Genomic DNA, 17,547 nt, shown 5'->3' with positions numbered 1-17,547 from the left:
CTTGCGTGCCTCGCTACTGTCAACGGTCGACTGTCATCTGTCGACCAATCATCAGTGCATCATCGGCGCGGCCAGCAGATCCCTCGCATGCGCCAGGGTGGTATCGGTCACCCGAGTACCTGAAATCAGCCGCGCCACTTCATGGGTGCGGTCATCCGGGTCCAGGTTGCGAATCTCGGACAGCGTTTCCTGACCGGCCACGCGCTTCTCCACCAGCCAGTGCTGATGGCCGAACGAGGCCACCTGCGGCAGATGGGTGATACAGAGAATCTGGCTCTGGTCACTCAACTGGCGGATCAGACGGCCCACTTCCTCGGCCGTGGCACCGCTGATACCCACATCCACTTCGTCAAAGAACAGCGTCGGCGCCTGCTGGGTCTGCTGGGCCACCACCTGAATGGCCAGCGCTATCCGTGACAGTTCGCCGCCGGAAGCTGCTTTGTGCAGTGGCTGTACCGGTTGCCCCGGGTTGGCCGAAAGACACAGTTCCACATCATCAATACCCTGCGCAGAGGCTTTCTCCACCTGCGGGATGACCCGGCACACCACCTGTGCATGCGGCATGTTCAGCCGATGCAGTTGCTGGGCCAGGGCTTCGGCCAGCTCGGCGCCGGCGGCCTGGCGCTGTTTGGACAGTGCCTCTGCTGCCTGTTGATAGGCCTGGGCCAGTTCCATTTCGCGCTGAGCCAGCTCTTCCACGGTCGACTCGTCGGCATCCAGGTCGCCCAGTTGTTCGCTCAGCGAGGCCTGCAGTTCGAACAGGGCTTCCGGCGCGCAGTGGTGCTTGCGGGCCACTTCATAGATATGGCTCAGGCGCTTTTCGACAGCGGCCAGACGCTCCGGGTCCCATTGAAAATCTTCAGCGAAATGCAGCAGGTCGGAATGGGCTTCGTCCAGCTGTACCTGTGCTTCGTGCAACAGTGACAGCGCATTGCTCAGGGTTTCGTTCAGCTCCGCATGGGGTTCCAGCACCAGGGTGGCGCGGCGCAACAGGCTGAGCAGGTCCTGCTCGCTGTTCTCGGCATTCAGAATCTGACTGGCCTCGCTGGCCGACTGCAGCAGCGCTTCCGCATGGCTCAGGCTTTTCTGTTCCTGTTCCAGGCTGGCCAGTTCATCGGCTTGCAGGTCGAGCGCGTTGAGTTCTTCCAGTTGATAGGCCATCAGCTTCTGTTCGGCCGAATCCTGCTCCAGGCGCATCTGCAGGTTCTTGTGGCGCTGGCGCACTTCCCGCCATTCCCGGTACAGTTTGGCCACCTGGGTGAGGCTGTCGCCAGGCTGTGCATAGGCATCCAGTATGGCCAGGTGCTGGTCCGGTTTCATCAGCCGCTGGTGTTCATGCTGGGCATGAATGCGCAGCACCAGGTCGCCCAGTTCACGCAGTTTGGCCACCGGTACCGAGGTGGCGTTGATAAAGGCCCGCGAACGGCCATCGGCCGTGAGCACGCGGCGCACCACGCATTCGCCTTCCTGCCACAGCTCCTGTTCGCGCAGCCAGCGACCGGCCGGGGAATCGGGCCGAATCATGAAGGTGGCGCTCAGGTCGGCCTTGTCTTCACCGTGGCGCACCTGGCTGGAATCCGCCCGCCCACCGGCCAGCAGCATCAGGGCGTCCAGCACGATGGACTTGCCGGCACCGGTTTCGCCGGACAGCACGGTCAGGCCTGCGCGCACATCCAGTTCGACGGCACGGGCAATAATGAAGTTGCGGATGTTGAGGTAACACAGCATGGGCGGAGGCTCCCTCTAGCGGCCAGGAAACTACTGTATCAACATACAGTAAAATGAAGTGAGGTCAAGAGATTCCGCCACAGTGGGTATCACAAGACGTGGCGCCAGGGGTTGAAGTTGTCCGGATGCGCCCCACATTGAGAGCAACCAACAGGTATCGCTGGAAATTGCGAGGAGACAGCACAGATGTCGGCAGATCAGTCCAGACAGACCGAAGAGCAGACCAACGACTCTGCACAGGCCCCAGAGGAGGCTGCGGAAGCGCCACAGGCGGCGGAGACCCCGGACACCGAGGGCAGCCCGGAGCCGGAAGCTGAAACCACCAGTGAGGACGTCAGTCTGGAAGAACTGGTGGCGGAGCTGCAGGCCAGTCGGGAAGAAGTGGACCGCCTGAAGGAAGCTCTGCTGCGTTCGGAAGCCGAAGCACAGAACATTCGGCGGCGGGCGGAAAAGGATGTGGAGGCTGCGCACAAGTACGGGCAGGAGAAACTGATCAAGGAACTGCTGCCGGTCAAGGACAACCTGGAGCGTGCGCTGGAAGCCGGAACCGGTGTCGAAGACGCCGCCGTGCGGGCCATCCTGGAAGGCATCGAGCTGACCGACAAGTCGTTCGCCGACACCCTGAGCAAGATAGAGGTAGAGGCGATTGACCCCAGCGGGCAGCCGTTCAACCCGCAGGAACACCAGGCCATGTCCATGGTGGAAAACGAGGAAGTGCCGGCCAATACCGTCATCGCCGTGATCCAGAAAGGCTACCGCCTGCACGGGCGGGTGGTGCGTCCGGCCATGGTGATGGTGTCCAAGGGTGGCGCCGATGCCAAACCGAATATCGACGAAACAGCCTGAACCGCTGCAACGTCAACAACTTGAAATCAAGCAGCCGGCACCCATATACCGGCTAAAGACAACCGAATACTGAGGAGCGCTAAGCATGGGCAAGATTATCGGTATCGATCTGGGTACGACCAATTCCTGTCTGGCCATTCTGGACGGAGACAAGACCCGGGTACTGGAAAACGCAGAGGGTGATCGCACCACCCCGTCCATCGTCGCCTATACAGACGACAACGAAGTGTTGGTCGGTCAGCCGGCCAAGAGGCAGGCGGTCACCAACCCGCACAACACCGTCTATGCGGTCAAGCGCCTGATCGGTCGTCGCTTCAAGGACGACGTGGTGCAGAAAGACATCAAGATGGTGCCCTACAAGATTGTCGAAGCAGACAATGGTGACGCCTGGGTGGAAGTGAAGGGCGACAAGAAGGCACCGCCGCAGATTTCCGCCGAAGTGCTGAAAAAGATGAAGAAGACCGCTGAAGACTACCTGGGCGAGAAAGTCACCGAGGCAGTCATCACCGTACCGGCCTACTTCAACGACAGCCAGCGCCAGGCCACCAAGGATGCCGGTCGCATCGCCGGCCTGGAAGTAAAGCGCATCATCAACGAGCCGACTGCGGCCGCCCTGGCCTATGGTCTGGACAAGAAGTCCGGCGACCGTACCGTGGCCGTGTATGACCTGGGTGGCGGTACCTTCGATATCTCCATTATCGAGATTGCCGACGTGGATGGCGAAACCCAGGTGGAAGTATTGTCCACCAATGGTGACACCTTCCTCGGTGGTGAGGATTTCGACCTCAAACTGATCAATTACCTGGCCGAACAGTTCAAGAAGGACAGCGGCATTGACCTGCAGGGTGATTCCCTGGCTATGCAGCGCCTGAAAGAAGCCGCTGAGAAAGCCAAGGTCGAGCTGTCTTCCGCCCAGCAGACTGACGTCAACCTGCCCTACATCACGGCGGACCAGAATGGTCCCAAGCACCTGAACGTCAAGGTGACCCGGGCCAAGCTGGAATCCCTGGTGGAAGAGCTGGTCGACCGCTCCATCGAACCTTGCCGTATCGCCATCAAGGATGCCGATGTGGACCTGGACGACATCGACGAAGTGATTCTGGTCGGTGGCCAGACCCGCATGCCGCTGGTACAGACCAAGGTGAAAGAGTTCTTCGGCAAGGAGCCGCGCAAGGACGTCAACCCGGACGAAGCCGTGGCCATGGGCGCTGCCCTGCAGGGTGCGGTACTGTCCGGTGACGTGAAGGACGTCCTGCTGCTCGACGTCACCCCGCTGACCCTGGGTATCGAAACCATGGGTGGCGTGATGACTTCGCTGATCGAGAAAAACACCACCATTCCGACCAAGAAGACCCAGGTCTTCTCCACCGCGGATGACAACCAGACCGCCGTGACCATCCACGTGGTACAGGGCGAACGCAAGCAGGCGGCACAGAACAAGTCGCTGGGCCGCTTTGACCTGGCGGACATTCCGCCGGCACCGCGTGGTGTGCCGCAGATCGAGGTGGCGTTCGACATCGATGCCAACGGCATTCTGAACGTGTCCGCGAAGGACAAGGGCACCGGCAAGGAGCAGTCCATTGTCATCAAGGCCTCTTCCGGTCTGAGCGATGAAGAAATCGCCCAGATGGAGAAGGACGCCGAAGCGCATGCCGAGGAGGACCGCAAGTTCGAGGAACTGGTGCAGGCGCGCAACACGGCCGATGGCATGATTCACGCGACCCGCAAGACGCTGGAAGAAGCCGGTGACAAGGCCACCGAGGACGAGAAACAAGCCATCGAGAAAGCCATTGAAGAGCTGGAAGCAGCGCTGAAAGAAGGCGACAAGGAAGCCATCGAGGCCAAGACCAACGCCCTCACCGAAGCCTCGGCTTCACTGGCGCAGAAACTGTACTCCGAACAGGCTGCCGGAGCCGCCGGCGGTGAAGCCGACGCCGAGCAGGCCGGCGACAGCAGCGCCGACGATGCAGTCGACGCCGAGTTCGAGGAAGTGAAGGACGAAGACCGGAAGTAATCCAAAGGATGTGCGGGTATGGTTCGCCGGGAGGCGTTCGATGCCCGCAGATACCATGCGGATTCAAGTAGACAGTCGACAGTAGACAGCGCAGCCAGGGAGCAACTATCTCGGGCCGCTGTCGACTGTCGACTTTTGACTGTCAACTGAAGCCAAAGAAGCCAGATTCAATTATGTCCAAACGCGACTACTACGAAATCCTGGGCGTGGATCGCAGCGCCGACGAAAAGGACATCAAGAAAGCCTACCGTCGGCTGGCGATGAAGTTCCACCCGGACCGCAACCAGGATAACCCGGAAGCCGAGGCCAAGTTCAAGGAAGCCAGCGAAGCCTATGAAGTACTGGCGGACGCGGAAAAACGCCAGGCCTATGATCAGTTTGGACATGCCGGGGTTGACGGCCAAGCCGGTGGCTTTGGCGGTGGCGCTGGGCACAGCAGCTTCAGCGATATCTTTGGCGACGTGTTTGGTGACATCTTTGGTGCTGCCGGCGGCGGTGGCCGTCGATCTTCCGCCCGCCGCGGGTCCGATCTGCGCTACAACCTGGAACTGACCCTGGAAGAAGCCGTACGCGGAGTCGAAAAGACCATCCGCGTACCGACCCTGGTCGGCTGTGGCACCTGTGACGGCACCGGTGCCAAGCCCGGCACCAGCCCCAAGACCTGTGGTGTCTGTCATGGCACCGGCACGGTACGCATGCAGCAGGGTTTCTTTGCTGTACAGCAGACCTGCCACGCCTGTGGCGGCAGCGGCCAGGTGATTGAAGACCCCTGCATGGACTGCCGTGGCCGTGGCGTGAAGGAAGAAACCCGCACCCTCAATGTGAAGATTCCGGCCGGTGTCGATACCGGCGATCGCATTCGTCTCAGCGGCGAAGGCGAAGCCGGCGCCAAGGGCGGCCCGGCGGGCGATCTTTATGTACAGGTCATCGTCAAGGAGCACTCGCTGTTCCAGCGCGATGGCAGCAACCTGTATTGCGAAGTGCCGATCTCCTTTGTGGATGCGGCGCTTGGTGGCGAGCTCGAAGTGCCCACCCTGGATGGCCGGGTCAAGCTCAAGATTCCGGTAGAAACCCAGAGCGGCAAGCTGTTCCGCCTGCGTGGCAAGGGCGTCACCCCGGTACGCGGCGGCCCCAGGGGCGACCTGATGTGCCGGGTCGTGGTCGAAACCCCGGTCAAGCTGAACGAAAAGCAGAAAGAACTGCTGCGCGAATTCCAGGCCACCCTGGACCGCAAGAACAGCAGCAACTCGCCGCGCAAAAACTCCTGGTTTGACGGCGTGAAAAAGTTCTTCGAAGACATGTAGATAGGTAGTCGACAGATGACAGTCGACAGTAGTAGGCAGTGCTCCTCCGCTTTCTTACTGTGCACTGTCAACTGTCTACTTGATAGCCACCGAATTTCAGGAATATTCAGATGGTTAGAGTTGCGATAACCGGCGCCACCGGCCGCATGGGACGCACCCTGGTACAGTTGGTGCACCAGGCCGAAGACCTCACCCTGGCCGGCGCCACCGACCGCCCTGACAGCCCCCTGCTCGGGCAGGATATCGGGCACCTGTGTGGCCTGGGCGAAACCGGCATCCTGCTGCTCGACAGCCTCGAGGCGCTGACTGATATCGACATAGTGATTGACTTCACCCTGCCAGCCGCCACCGAAACCCACCTGCGGATCTGCCGCGACAAGGGTTTTGGCCTGGTGATCGGCACCACCGGCTTGTCCGAGGCGCAGAAAGCCGCCGTGACCGAGGCCGCATCACATATACCCCTTGTTTTCGCGCCCAACATGTCAGTCGGCGTTACCGTGCTCACCCAACTGGTCGAGCAGGCCGCGCGCATCCTGGGCGATGACTACGACGTCGAAATCGTCGAGATGCATCATCGGCACAAGGTCGATGCACCCTCAGGCACGGCGCTGGCCCTGGGCGAAGCTGCCGCCCGAGGCCTGGAACGCAACCTGCAAGAGTGCGCTGTCTACGGCCGTGAAGGCGCCGAAGGCCCGCGCCGACAGGAGACCATCGGCTTTGCGACCCTGCGTGGCGGTGATGTGGTGGGAGATCACACGGTCATCTATGCGGCCGATGGCGAGCGCATCGAAATTGGCCACAAGGCCAGCAGCCGCATGACGTTTGCCCGGGGTGCACTGCGCGCAGCACGCTGGCTGCACAGCAGGCCGGCCGACCTTTACACCATGCGGGATGTACTCGGTATTTGAATAACTGTTGAGAAATGACTTCAAGAGTGGATATTCGCGGCCTGTGAGCGCTCAATAAAGCCGATAAGCAAGCGTTTACATGAGCCTGTACTGGCTTTCTTCCGCCATTTAATCCGCGAATTGAACAAAAAACCGCCAGGAGGCCCATGAAATGGGCCTTAAAAAGCCAAATTCAGCCGAAAAAACCGTTGACCATCAAAAAATTCTCTGGTGAGATAGCATCACGTTCAGGCGCCTGACGTGCCATTGACAATGGAACGGCACGGTTTCGCAGGGTTGCGATCAGGGGTTTCAATTTTGTAATGGCCGTGTAATATGGCTGCTGCAAACTGAATAACGATAAGAATCGGTGGTTGCTGCAACCGCCAACCAAAGGAGTCTGGTTCTGTCGGATCAGCTTCATGAAAAAAAAAGGGGAATCTTGAATGAAATCCATTAAACTTGCTTCTGGTTTTGCTGTATCTGCTCTGGCTCTGGCCATTGCCGGTCAGGCCGCTGCAGACACCACATTTGATGTCGACTTCAGTGCCGATCTGAAAGTGAACACCACGCTGGACTTTGAAAACGAGCGTCGGATGCACGGTCTTCCGGGCTACCATTCTGCCGACGACGACTGGTACAACTTTACTGCGACCTGGTCTGTATCCAATGGCCCGTTCAGCGGTGACATCATCGCTGGTGTCGATGAAGATGAAGAGCACAACGGCATTGAATTGGTCGAAGGCGAAGCCGGCATCTGGGTAGACAACCTGCGTGTTGACGAAGGTCCGTTCTCTTTTGGTCAGATCGGTCGTATCACTGATACAGCTGGCCTGTATGAAGACCTGACTGACGAAAACGAAATGTTCGGTGAAGACGACGAAACACGCATTGGTGTTGACGCGGCTTTCCGTTACAGCGTTGATGACCTGGGTCTGCGCGTTCAGGCCGAAGGTAATGCTGGACATCCTTTCGGTTTCGCCGCTGCCCTGAACCAGGATCTCGATGTAGCAGAAGTCTGGGCTGACGTCCAGTACCGTGAGGCTCTGGATGCTCCTGATGGCATGCAGGACGCCGAGTTCACCTTCGGTCTGGGTACCGTTGCAACTCCGGTCGACATGGTTACCCTGACAGCGGTTTATCGTCAGATTTCCAACGATGTAGTAACTACTGCTGGTGCTGGTGATGACGATCGCGGTGTCTTCGCAGTCAAGGCTGACGTTCAGGCTACTGACGAGCTGTCTGTATTCCTGCTGCTGACCGACCGTGACGCGCTGGAAAGCGACAGCGATACTCTGCTGGTTCGTGGTGGCGCGGTAGCTGAATTCGCTCCGTTCACCGTAGAAGGCGGTTATGAGGCTCTGGCAGCTGAAATCGATGCTGGCTTTGTCTTCGCCAAGCTGTCTTATGCTGAAGGCCCTTACGGTGCATTCGCAGAAGTCAACTATGGTCTGGAAGGCTTCACTGACAGCGGTTACAACGAAAACCAAGACGCTGACCTGAAACTGGTTCTGGGTGGTGATTACACCTTTGACTCTGGCGTTGTATTTGGTGCCGAGTACACCAACCAGGGTGACGACTACTTTGACGGTGGCGTGAAGAACGAAGTTGAAATGTTCGCTAAATACAGCTTCTAATCTGACTTAAGTCAGATACTGCTTAAAAAGCCGGCGCAAGCCGGCTTTTTTGTGCCTGTCGGAAAATCACCGTCAGGTCTTTTTTGCATCTTGTGACAAAGCGCTCTGTCGTTGCGGGGCTACTCCTGACTAAAATGCCGACCTCTTTGGGGTTTTGACAGGAATGGATGCTCATGGTTCTGCCGGATATCGGGCCGCCGAACCCGATATTGCGTTTGCGCCGGGTCTTGCCTCTGTGGCACGGGCTCCTGGCGATATTTGTTGCCGTGTTGCTGAGTGGCTGCGTCTCCCTGCCGGAAGTGGGCAGCCGGTCGCTGCAATGGACGCCCGAAGATACTGACGAGGCGGCACTGACCCAGTCGTTGCTGGATGCGTTCGGCGCCGAGCGCATTCTGCAAGCGGATGCTGCGGAAAGCGGCTTTCTGCTGCTAAAGGGCGGACCCGAAGCCCTGGCGGCCCGGCTGGCGCTGATTCAGCAGGCCGAGCACTCCATCGTGATTCAGACCTACCAGTTCAAGGATGAGCCGAGCACACATCTGATACTGGCGCATCTGCTGGCTGCCGCCGAGCGTGGCGTGGCCGTGCGGCTGCTTACCGACGATTTTGACAATGAGTTTCCCAGTGCCTGGCTGGCCACACTGGCCAGCCATGACAACTTTGATATTCGTATTTTCAATCCCTATCCCATGCGCTTCAGCCGTGGCCTGAACTATCTGACCCGCTTTGCCAGTGTGCACCGCCGCATGCACAACAAGGTTTTTGTGGTGGACAACCGCGTCGGCATCATCGGCGGTCGTAACCTGGGTGACATCTATTTCGAAGCGGAAGCCGAGCACCTGTTTCTGGATCTGGATGTACTGACGCTGGGTCCGGCATCACAGGCGCTGTCGGAGGCGTTCGATGCGTACTGGAATCACCAGTTGGCGGTGGACGCAGTGCAGGTGAGTCAGGGGCGCACACGTTCCTCGCTGGCGCGCATTCAGGCCGACTTGCTGCCGCAGGTGGAGGCGTACCAGGCCACAGTTGCAGACTGGCGCTGGGAGGACAAGCCCGTGGTCTGGGCGCCGGCGCGGGTCTATGTGGATGACCCCGGCAAGTTGCTGCGCTCTTCGCGCGACGATACCGGGCATCTGATGCCGCAGATGATGCCGGAGCTGGCAGCAACCCGTAACGAGGTGCTCTTTGTGACGCCCTATTTCGTGCCGGGGCAGGATGGTACCGATGTGTTGACGGCAGCCACGCGTGCCGGCCTGCGTATTGACCTGTTGACCAACTCTCTGGCTGCCAACAATGTGCCGATAGCACACAGCGGCTATGCACCCTATCGACGGGAACTGCTGGCGCATGGCGTGCGGCTGTGGGAGGTACAGCCCACCCCCTGGACCCGCTATGAAAGCGGCAGTACTGCCATCCCCTGGCGTTCGGCCATGGCAGACCGGGTGACGCTGCATGCCAAGGTCTGGGTAATGGACCGGGAACGGGTTTTCATCGGTTCCCTGAACATGGACCCGCGCTCGATGCAGCACAATACCGAAATCGGCGTGCTGATCGACAGTCCGGAGCTGGCCAGCCAGATCCTGGACTGGATCGAACCGCTCAAGAACCACCTGGCCTGGCGGGTGGAACTGGACGAGAGCGGCGACAAGGCCTGGCTGCGCATGCCGGACCTGGACCTGGAAGGCCCGGGTGCCGAAGCAACCGCCATCGCCAACTACGACCCCGAAAGCAGCTGGTGGCGCCGTTTCAGCATCAGTCTTTATACATTTTTGCCAATTGAGTCACTGCTCTGATGCCGACAGTGTGTTGTTCAACAGGATATACTGCCTCTTTTGTGTTGCAGGAAGCAGACGGTCCGATCATGAGGATGCCTTTTTCATTGCTGGCTTTGTTTCGGTGCGCCGGTTATTCCCTCAGCAGGTTCCGTGTTCCCCGCTTCCTGAATGACAGTTGCAGAGTCGCGGTTACAGGTGCTGTACTGGCTCTGCTGACTGCCTGCACCGCGCTGCCGGATGTGGGCAGTCGCCCGATCGAGTTTGCACCCACGGAAACCGAAGCCTCTTGCCTGACTCAGCGTTTGATTGAAGTGTATGGCGAAGACAGGGTACTGGCCTCAGGGCCGGCTGAAAGCGGTTTCCTGCTGTTGAAGGAAGGTCCGGACGCACTGGAAGCCCGTCTGACTCTGGCCCGCAAGGCCGAGTACTCGCTGGATGTGCAGGCCTTCGAGCTGCTGGATCAGACCAGTTCCCGGGTCTTGCTCGCCCACCTGCTGGAGGCGGCTGATCGCGGTGTGCAGGTGCGCCTGCTGGTGGACGACTGGGGCAATGATTACCCCTCGGCATGGCTGGCCTCGCTGGCCACCCATGACAATATCGAAGTGCGCATTTTCAACCCCTTCCCGTTGCGCCCGGCCTGGCGCCTGAACTACCTGACCCATTTCGCCCGTGTGCATCGACGGATGCACAACAAGGCCTTCGTGGCCGACAACCAGGTAGGCATAATCGGCGGCCGCAACACCGGGGATGCCTATTATGAGGCTTCACCCGAACGCATCTTCCTTGATCTGGATGTACTGACGCTGGGGTCGGTTACCCGGGATATTTCCGGTGCCTTCGATCTGTACTGGAATCATCAACTGGCCAGTGAGGCATCCCGGGTGAGCCTGGGTCGCTATGGCACCTCCCTGAATACTATTCGCGAGGAGTTTGCCAGCGGGCTGCCGGAGCAAAGAACCTCCTGGCAATGGGATGATGGTGATTTCATCTGGGCGCCGGCAACACTCTATGTGGATGACCCCGGCAAGATCCTGCGCCCGGCCGGTGACATCACCGGCCATCTGATGCCACGCCTGCTGTCCGAGATCACTCCAACACAGCACGAGGCACTGTTTGTCACACCCTATTTTGTGCCCGGCGAGGAAGGCACCGATATTCTTCTGGATCTGATTGACCGTGGCATTGAGATTGACTTGCTGACCAACTCACTGGCCGCCAACAACATGCCCATTGTGCACAGTGGTTATGCGCCGTACCGCCGGGAGTTGCTGGAGGCCGGAATACGCCTGTGGGAAGTGCAGCCCACGCCCTGGTCGCTGTATGAAGATGCCAACGACGAACCCTGGCAGTCGGTGCTGACCGAACAGGTGACCCTGCATGCCAAAGTCTGGGTGTTTGACCGGGAGCGCGTGTTTATTGGTTCGGTGAACATGGACCCCCGGTCGTTCGAGCACAACACTGAAATCGGCCTGTTGATAGAGAGCCCCGAGCTTGCCGCGCAAATTCTCGACTGGATGGAGCCGATGAAAAACCGCCTGGCCTGGAGAGTGGTGCTGGAAGAGAACGGCGACAAGCTCTGGGTGGAAGAACCTGACGTCGACAGCCCGGGCTCCGAGGCCACTGCCATCGCCAACTATGATCCGGACAGCAGTTGGTGGCAACGCTTTCGCATCGGGCTCTACACCCTCCTGCCTATCGAGTTTTTGCTCTAGTAGCGAGGGACGCAAGTCCCGATGAATTACCTGTAGCGAGGGACGCAAGTCCCGATGAATTACCTGTAGCGAGGGACGCAAGTCCCGATAATTGCTTGCGCCCCGCGCTACAAACCCGGGGCTGCCCTGTAAGGCGTGGCCGACTGGATGTATAATGCCGCCACGCCAGCCCATTCCCCGAAAGGAACCCCGACCCCACACCGTGAGTATCTTCGACAACCTCCTGTTCTCGCTCTCCACCACACTGCCAATTCTGATCTGGCTGATCGCTGGCCTGCTGTTGCGCCGCACCAAACGCATCAGCGATGACTTCATTGCCGACGGCAACTATCTGGTGTTTACCTGGTGTCTGCCCACACTGTTGTTTCTGAACATTGCCCGGGCACCACTGACCGAGGTGTGGCAGGGTGATCTGATCACCTATGCGGTGTTGTTTACGCTGGGCAGCATTGTGCTGCTGTGGTTTCTGACGCCGCAACTGACGCGGGACATCACCAGCCGGGGCGTGTTCATTCAGGGCGCGTTTCGCGGCAACATGGGCATCGTCGGGTTGGCCATGGTGGTTAATGCTTTCGGGGCCTCGGCCATTCCGCTGGCGTCACTGTATCTGGCCGTACTGACCTTTCTGTACAACATGGCCTCTGTGGTGGTGCTGCAACTGGGGCAGGGGCAGGGTGTGGCACCGCTCAGAATGCTGTCGCAGATGGCACGCAACCCGCTGATGATCGGTGTGGTGGCTGGCGTGGCCTGGTCGCTGAGCGGCCTGCCCATGCCGGATCTCGCCGACAACACCTTGCAGGGTCTGGCCGACCTCACGCTGCCTATCGCACTGCTCTGTATCGGTGCCAGCCTGCGCTGGCGCAGCCTCAAGGGCAACCGCCTGCTGGTGCTCTGGGCAACCCTGTTCAAGCTGGTGCTGCTGCCTGCGCTGGCCGCGCTGGGTGGGGTCTGGCTCGGTTTCCGGGGCGAGCAACTGGGTATTCTCTACCTGATGATGGCTGCCCCAACCGCTGCCGCCAGCTTCGTCATGGCGCGAGCCATGACCCAGTGGGGCAACCTGGCGGCCGAGATCATCGTCATCACCACCCTGTTCTCGCTGTTCAGCACCACCCTGGGGTTGTTTGTGCTGCGCCTGACCGGGTTGATTTGATTTATCGCTGGTTCCTGGTGCCGTGGGAGGCCAGCCCCTGGCCGATTCGCTCGCGGGGCGAGCTCCTACTGCAGGTTACTGATGCTGTGGGAGGCCAGCCCCTGGCCGATTCCAGGTGGCTGCTTAATTGATTGACAACAACTCCAGATGCTCCAGCATCCAGTGGTGTGTCTTGTCGCTGTCGCCCTGCCGCCAACCCGCCACCAGCGTCATCTCCCGTTCCTGGTCATTGCTGGCCAGTGATTTCAGTATCAGGTCGCCGCCCAACACCTCCTGCTGGATGCGGTGCATGGGCAGAAAGCCGATGCCCAGGCCACGCTTCTGGGCCAGGATCTTGGTACTCATATCCGGTACCAGCAACTGCTGTCGCCGCTGGCGCAGACCGGCGGTCAGCGGGGTGATCTGGCGCGCGGTGTCCTGATTGGTGACCACGGGGTAGGGCAGCAGGTCGTCTTCGGTCAGGGGGCGGTCGACTGCCGCCAGCGGGTGGTCACGCGCCACCGCCAGTACCATGCGGATGGTGCCGATGGGCCGGGTCTCGATGTTGCCGGCGTCCGGTTTGGAATGCAGTGGGGCGACGACCAGGTCTGCCTCGTGCTCCAGCAGCAGTTCCCAGGTGCCGGACAGGGTGCCCTGACGCACATGCACCGGCACCCAGGGAATGTCCTCGTGGGCCCGGGTCAGCAGCGGCACTATCTGTTCGAAGTCGAGCAGATGGTCCAGTGCCACTACGTACTGTGTGGTCCAGCCCTGCGCCAGGCGCTGGGCGCTGTGGCCCAGATTCTCCATGGCCACCAGGATGCGTCTGCCCTCGCTTAGAATGTGTCGGGCGGCTTCGGTCCATTCCGCCCGATGGCCGCTGCGGTCGAACAGCTTTATCTCCAGATCCCGCTCGCACTTCTGCAGCGTATAGGTCAGGGCCGAGGGTACCTTGTGCAGATGTTCCGCTGCTGCCGCGAAGCTGCCGTGACGATCAATGGCATCCAGGGTGCGAATCAGCTCGACGGTTATGGGGTTGTGGGCCACGGAATCTCCGTTTATTCAGTCTTTTTGAAATCATCTGCCAGTTAATTTCGTTATGCAAGCGGACAGCACATCCGTACTGTGGCAATTGTTGAATTGAATGTCGGGGACGGGTTTCCCGGCCAACCGAGGAGGTGTAGTCACCATGAGCGAACGTACTGTCAGCCGCCTGGCCAAGGGCATGCCCACCCAGGATGGGGCCGGTGTCAGCCTGTCACGCATTATCGGCAGCCCCTATCTGCAGCGGGTTGACCCTTTTCTGATGCTGGACGAATTCAAGTCGGACGACCCCAACGACTATATCGCCGGTTTTCCCAGCCACCCGCATCGGGGCTTTGAAACAGTGACCTACCTGATCGAGGGCAGTGTGCGCCACCGTGACCACATGGGCAGCGAAGGCTACCTCGGGCCAGGTTCGATTCAGTGGATGACGGCCGGGCGGGGCATTATTCACGAAGAGATGCCGCAGCAGGAAAACGGCATGCTGTGGGGCTTCCAGCTCTGGGTCAATCTGCCGGCGAAGGACAAGATGACCGACCCGCGTTATCAGGACATTCCGGCTGAAGACGTACCCGAAACCGACTTCGACGCCGGTGTGGTACGCGTGTTGGCCGGTGAGTTGAACGGCAAGGTCGGCCCGGTCAGCGGCGTGGCTACGCAGCCGCGCTTCTTCGATATACGCTGGGAAGAGGATGGCGTTTTCCGCAACAGCCTGCCGGAGAACCACACGGCCTTTGTCTATGCCTACAAGGGTGACATTACAGTCGGCAAGCAGGTGATTCGTGCCGGTGAAGTGGCCATTCTGAGTGCGGGTGAAGCCGTGGCGCTCGAAGCCAAAGGCGGCTCAGGCTGCCTGCTGGTGGGCGGTCAGCCGCTCAACGAGCCGGTGGTGCAGTATGGCCCGTTCGTGATGAACACGGTGGAAGAAATCGAACAGGCCATTCAGGACTTCCAGTCAGGGCGTCTGACGGCCTGAAGCACAATACTTGTAGCGAGCGACGCGAGTCGCGACAGGGTTCGGCGGCACATCCGTTGTAGTGAGCGACGCGAGTCGCGATGGCGGCGTAAGCCGCTTTGTTATATCGGGACTTGCGTCCCTCACTACAGGTCATGCACGACAGGTGCCACGCTCATCGGGACTTGCGTCCCTCACTACACGCCCAGCGTTACAGACCACCCGCCAGCGGGCCAATGCCTACTTTCTTGCGCACGTCGGCCATCAATGGCACGGCATATTCGCGTGCGCGCTCGGCACCCTTTTTCAGAATGCGGTCGATTTCGGCCGGGTCGCTGATCAGCTCGTTGTAGGCTTCCCGCTTGTCCTTCAGCAGTTCGTTCAGATGCTCGAACACCTGCTTCTTGGCTTCGCCCCAGCCGATGCCTTCCTCGTACTGACGGCGCATGGCGGCCACTGCTTCGGCATCGGCAAAGGCCGCGTAGATGCTGAACAGGGTGCAGTTGTCCGGGTCTTTGGGTTCGCCCGGCTCCAGTGAATTGGTCACGATCTTGTTGATCAGCTTGCGGAACTTCTTCTCGCCTTCGAACAATGGAATGGTGTTGTTGTAACTCTTCGACATCTTGCGGCCGTCCAGCCCCTTCAGCACCATGCCGTTTTCGTCGACCACGGCTTCCGGCAGCGTGAAGGTCTCACCGAACAGGTGATTGAAGCGCTGGCCGATATCCCGCGTCATCTCCAGATGCTGAATCTGATCCTTACCGACCGGTACATGGGTGGCATTGAACAGCAGGATGTCGGCGGCCATCAGAATGGGGTAGCTGAACAGCCCCATGGTGATGCCCTTGTCCGGGTCTGCCGCTTCGTTTTCCACGTTGTCCTGCACGGCGGCCTTGTAGGCATGCGCCCGGTTCATCAGGCCTTTGGCGGCGACACAGGTCAGAATCCAGCTCAGCTCGGTGACTTCGGGAATGTCCGACTGGCGATAGAAGGTGACCCGATCGGTATCCAGGCCGGAGGCAAGCCAGGTTGCCGCAATGGCCAGTGTGCTTTCACGTACCCGCTCTGGTTCCTGACACTTGATCAGGGCATGATAGTCGGCCATGAAGAAGTAGCTGCTTTTGGCGCTGTCGCGCAGACTGGATTCGATGGCCGGGCGAATGGCCCCGGCATAGTTGCCCAGATGCGGAATGCCGGTGGTGGTGATGCCGGTAAGAACGGTCTGTTGGGTCATGATGATCGCTGTGGTCACTGCCTGTGAAGAAGGCAGAACCATAGCGAATTTGGTCGGTAAAATCGAGTCATGGGTGCCAATCGACTACACTGGACTCTGGGATGCAGGGTTCGACGCAATGATTTGCAAGGAGTTAGAGTAGATGCGCATTTCCACCGCTTTTGACAGTGGCAATATCGAGGTGGTCCGGGCGGATGATCCGGCCGATATCCAACTGAATATCCGCCCCGACCATCAGTCGGACTTCTACCAGTGGTTTCATTTCCGGCTGACGGGCTCGCCGGGCGTGGCGCATCGGCTGCGTATTCTGAATGCCGCCGGTGCAGCCTACCCGAAGGGCTGGGACAACTACCGCGCCTGCGCCACCTATGACCGTGAAACCTGGTTCCGGGTCGATACGCGCTACGAGAACGGCGAGCTGATTATCGACCATGTGCTGGAACATGAGGTGGTGTACTTTGCCTACTATGTGCCCTACAGCTACGAGCAGCATCAGGATCTGATTCAGGAAGCCCAGCAGTCTCATCTGTGCCGGGTGGAAGATCTGGGCCCGACGCTGGATGGCCGCGACCTCAGCCTGCTGGTGATTGGTGACGAAGAGTCGGCTCGCCGCCGCATCTGGATCACCGCCCGTCAGCACCCGGGGGAATCCATGGCGGAATGGTTTGTGGAGGGTCTGCTGGAACGGCTGCTGGACACCGACGATGGCCTGAGCCGCACCCTGCTGGATGATGCCGTCTTCTATGTGGTGCCGAACATGAACCCGGATGGCAGTGTGCGCGGCCACCTGCGGACCAATGCCGCCGGCGTCAACCTGAACCGGGAGTGGGCCGAGCCCTCGCTTGAAAAGAGCCCGGAAGTCTTCCATGTGCGCGCGAAGATGAAAGCCACCGGTGTCGACCTGTTTCTGGATATCCACGGCGACGAGGCCATTCCGTACAACTTCCTGGCCGGCACCCAGGGCGTGCCGACCTACAATGATCATATTGCTGGCTTGCAGTCCCGGTTTGAATCTGCCTTCCTGCAGGCCACGCCGGAGTTCCAGACCACGCACGGCTATCCGAAGGATGCGCCGGGGCAGGCCAACCTGACGCTGGGCTGCACCTGGGTCGGTAACCACTTCGAGTGCCTGGCCTATACTCTGGAGATGCCATTCAAGGACAACGACGACCTGCCGGATGAACTCTACGGCTGGTCCGAAATGCGCTCCATGCAACTGGGCCGGGACATCCTGCCCGCCATTCGTGCCGTGTTGCCTGACCTGAGGTAGCCACCAGACAGGAGA

Annotated in this window: 14 protein-coding genes; 10 read left to right on the top strand and 4 right to left on the bottom strand. The window is 59.8% G+C overall.

Annotated features, from left to right (window positions below):
* Positions 1–51: 51 nt before the first annotated feature.
* Positions 52–1,728 (bottom strand): DNA repair protein RecN, encoded by a 1,677-nt coding sequence (gene recN, locus E4656_RS14305; protein WP_135483978.1) that lies wholly within the window; start codon positions 1,726–1,728, stop codon positions 52–54.
* A 186-nt stretch (positions 1,729–1,914) separates the two neighbouring features.
* On the opposite strand from recN, the gene grpE reads away from it, so the two are divergent.
* The 4 genes from grpE to dapB all read left to right on the top strand — a co-directional run bounded on the left by grpE (position 1,915) and on the right by dapB (position 6,800).
* Positions 1,915–2,574: a nucleotide exchange factor GrpE gene (gene grpE, locus E4656_RS14300; protein ID WP_135483977.1), complete on the top strand. Its 660-nt coding sequence runs from the start codon at positions 1,915–1,917 to the stop codon at positions 2,572–2,574.
* 85 nt (positions 2,575–2,659) lie between these two features.
* Positions 2,660–4,588 (top strand): molecular chaperone DnaK, encoded by a 1,929-nt coding sequence (gene dnaK, locus E4656_RS14295; RefSeq protein WP_135483976.1) that lies wholly within the window; start codon positions 2,660–2,662, stop codon positions 4,586–4,588.
* Between the two features lie 173 nt (positions 4,589–4,761).
* Positions 4,762–5,892, top strand: coding sequence for a molecular chaperone DnaJ (gene dnaJ, locus E4656_RS14290; RefSeq protein ID WP_135483975.1), 1,131 nt, complete (start codon positions 4,762–4,764; stop codon positions 5,890–5,892).
* Between the two features lie 110 nt (positions 5,893–6,002).
* Positions 6,003–6,800 (top strand): 4-hydroxy-tetrahydrodipicolinate reductase, encoded by a 798-nt coding sequence (gene dapB, locus E4656_RS14285; RefSeq protein ID WP_135483974.1) that lies wholly within the window; start codon positions 6,003–6,005, stop codon positions 6,798–6,800.
* A 172-nt stretch (positions 6,801–6,972) separates the two neighbouring features.
* Here the strand turns inward: dapB and E4656_RS14280 are convergent, their stop codons facing one another.
* Positions 6,973–7,236 (bottom strand): hypothetical protein, encoded by a 264-nt coding sequence (locus E4656_RS14280; RefSeq protein WP_135483973.1) that lies wholly within the window; start codon positions 7,234–7,236, stop codon positions 6,973–6,975.
* Here E4656_RS14280 and E4656_RS14275 point away from each other — a divergent pair.
* The 4 genes from E4656_RS14275 (at position 7,226) to E4656_RS14260 (ending at position 13,050) form a co-directional block, all read left to right on the top strand.
* A complete protein-coding gene (locus tag E4656_RS14275) occupies positions 7,226–8,416 on the top strand; it encodes a hypothetical protein (protein WP_135483972.1) in 1,191 nt (396 codons plus the stop codon). The two genes, E4656_RS14280 and E4656_RS14275, sit on opposite strands and share 11 nt — an antisense overlap.
* A gap of 173 nt (positions 8,417–8,589) precedes the next feature.
* The gene (locus E4656_RS14270; protein WP_167856072.1) at positions 8,590–10,206 is read left to right on the top strand and encodes a phospholipase D family protein; all 1,617 of its coding nucleotides are present in this window, start codon (positions 8,590–8,592) and stop codon (positions 10,204–10,206) included.
* A 68-nt stretch (positions 10,207–10,274) separates the two neighbouring features.
* A complete protein-coding gene (locus E4656_RS14265) occupies positions 10,275–11,900 on the top strand; it encodes a phospholipase D family protein (RefSeq protein ID WP_167856071.1) in 1,626 nt (541 codons plus the stop codon).
* A gap of 154 nt (positions 11,901–12,054) precedes the next feature.
* Entirely contained in the window at positions 12,055–13,050 is a 996-nt protein-coding gene (locus E4656_RS14260; RefSeq protein WP_135483969.1) for an AEC family transporter, read from the top strand.
* Between the two features lie 123 nt (positions 13,051–13,173).
* Here E4656_RS14260 and E4656_RS14255 read toward each other — a convergent pair whose 3' ends face one another.
* Positions 13,174–14,076: a LysR substrate-binding domain-containing protein gene (locus E4656_RS14255; RefSeq protein ID WP_135483968.1), complete on the bottom strand. Its 903-nt coding sequence runs from the start codon at positions 14,074–14,076 to the stop codon at positions 13,174–13,176.
* Positions 14,077–14,218: 142 nt separating this feature from the next.
* Here E4656_RS14255 and E4656_RS14250 point away from each other — a divergent pair, with 142 nt between their 5' ends.
* A complete protein-coding gene (locus E4656_RS14250) occupies positions 14,219–15,049 on the top strand; it encodes a pirin family protein (RefSeq protein WP_135483967.1) in 831 nt (276 codons plus the stop codon).
* 190 nt (positions 15,050–15,239) lie between these two features.
* Here the strand turns inward: E4656_RS14250 and E4656_RS14245 are convergent, their stop codons facing one another.
* Complete coding sequence (locus E4656_RS14245; RefSeq protein WP_205849215.1) at positions 15,240–16,262, bottom strand: tryptophan--tRNA ligase; 1,023 nt, start codon at positions 16,260–16,262, stop codon at positions 15,240–15,242.
* A gap of 142 nt (positions 16,263–16,404) precedes the next feature.
* Between E4656_RS14245 and E4656_RS14240 the strand changes: the two genes are divergently transcribed.
* Entirely contained in the window at positions 16,405–17,532 is a 1,128-nt protein-coding gene (locus E4656_RS14240) for a M14 family metallopeptidase (protein WP_135483966.1), read from the top strand.
* Positions 17,533–17,547 lie beyond the last annotated feature (15 nt).

Origin of the sequence: Natronospirillum operosum, assembly GCF_004768465.1 — a bacterium.
In the GTDB taxonomy this organism is placed as follows: domain Bacteria; phylum Pseudomonadota; class Gammaproteobacteria; order Pseudomonadales; family Natronospirillaceae; genus Natronospirillum; species Natronospirillum operosum.
This window is presented reverse-complemented; position numbering and strand designations above follow the sequence as displayed.

Excerpts from the sequence above, each read along its gene's own strand:
- recN (WP_135483978.1), bottom strand. The coding sequence starts at position 1,728 with ATGCTGTGTTACCTCAACATCCGCAACTTCATTATTGCCCGTGCCGTC.
- grpE (WP_135483977.1), top strand. The coding sequence starts at position 1,915 with ATGTCGGCAGATCAGTCCAGACAGACCGAAGAGCAGACCAACGACTCT.
- dnaK (WP_135483976.1), top strand. The coding sequence starts at position 2,660 with ATGGGCAAGATTATCGGTATCGATCTGGGTACGACCAATTCCTGTCTG.
- dnaJ (WP_135483975.1), top strand. The coding sequence starts at position 4,762 with ATGTCCAAACGCGACTACTACGAAATCCTGGGCGTGGATCGCAGCGCC.
- dapB (WP_135483974.1), top strand. The coding sequence starts at position 6,003 with ATGGTTAGAGTTGCGATAACCGGCGCCACCGGCCGCATGGGACGCACC.
- E4656_RS14275 (WP_135483972.1), top strand. The coding sequence starts at position 7,226 with ATGAAATCCATTAAACTTGCTTCTGGTTTTGCTGTATCTGCTCTGGCT.
- E4656_RS14280 (WP_135483973.1), bottom strand. The coding sequence starts at position 7,236 with ATGGATTTCATTCAAGATTCCCCTTTTTTTTTCATGAAGCTGATCCGA.
- E4656_RS14270 (WP_167856072.1), top strand. The coding sequence starts at position 8,590 with ATGGTTCTGCCGGATATCGGGCCGCCGAACCCGATATTGCGTTTGCGC.
- E4656_RS14265 (WP_167856071.1), top strand. The coding sequence starts at position 10,275 with ATGAGGATGCCTTTTTCATTGCTGGCTTTGTTTCGGTGCGCCGGTTAT.
- E4656_RS14260 (WP_135483969.1), top strand. The coding sequence starts at position 12,055 with ATGCCGCCACGCCAGCCCATTCCCCGAAAGGAACCCCGACCCCACACC.
- E4656_RS14250 (WP_135483967.1), top strand. The coding sequence starts at position 14,219 with ATGAGCGAACGTACTGTCAGCCGCCTGGCCAAGGGCATGCCCACCCAG.
- E4656_RS14245 (WP_205849215.1), bottom strand. The coding sequence starts at position 16,262 with ATGACCCAACAGACCGTTCTTACCGGCATCACCACCACCGGCATTCCG.
- E4656_RS14240 (WP_135483966.1), top strand. The coding sequence starts at position 16,405 with ATGCGCATTTCCACCGCTTTTGACAGTGGCAATATCGAGGTGGTCCGG.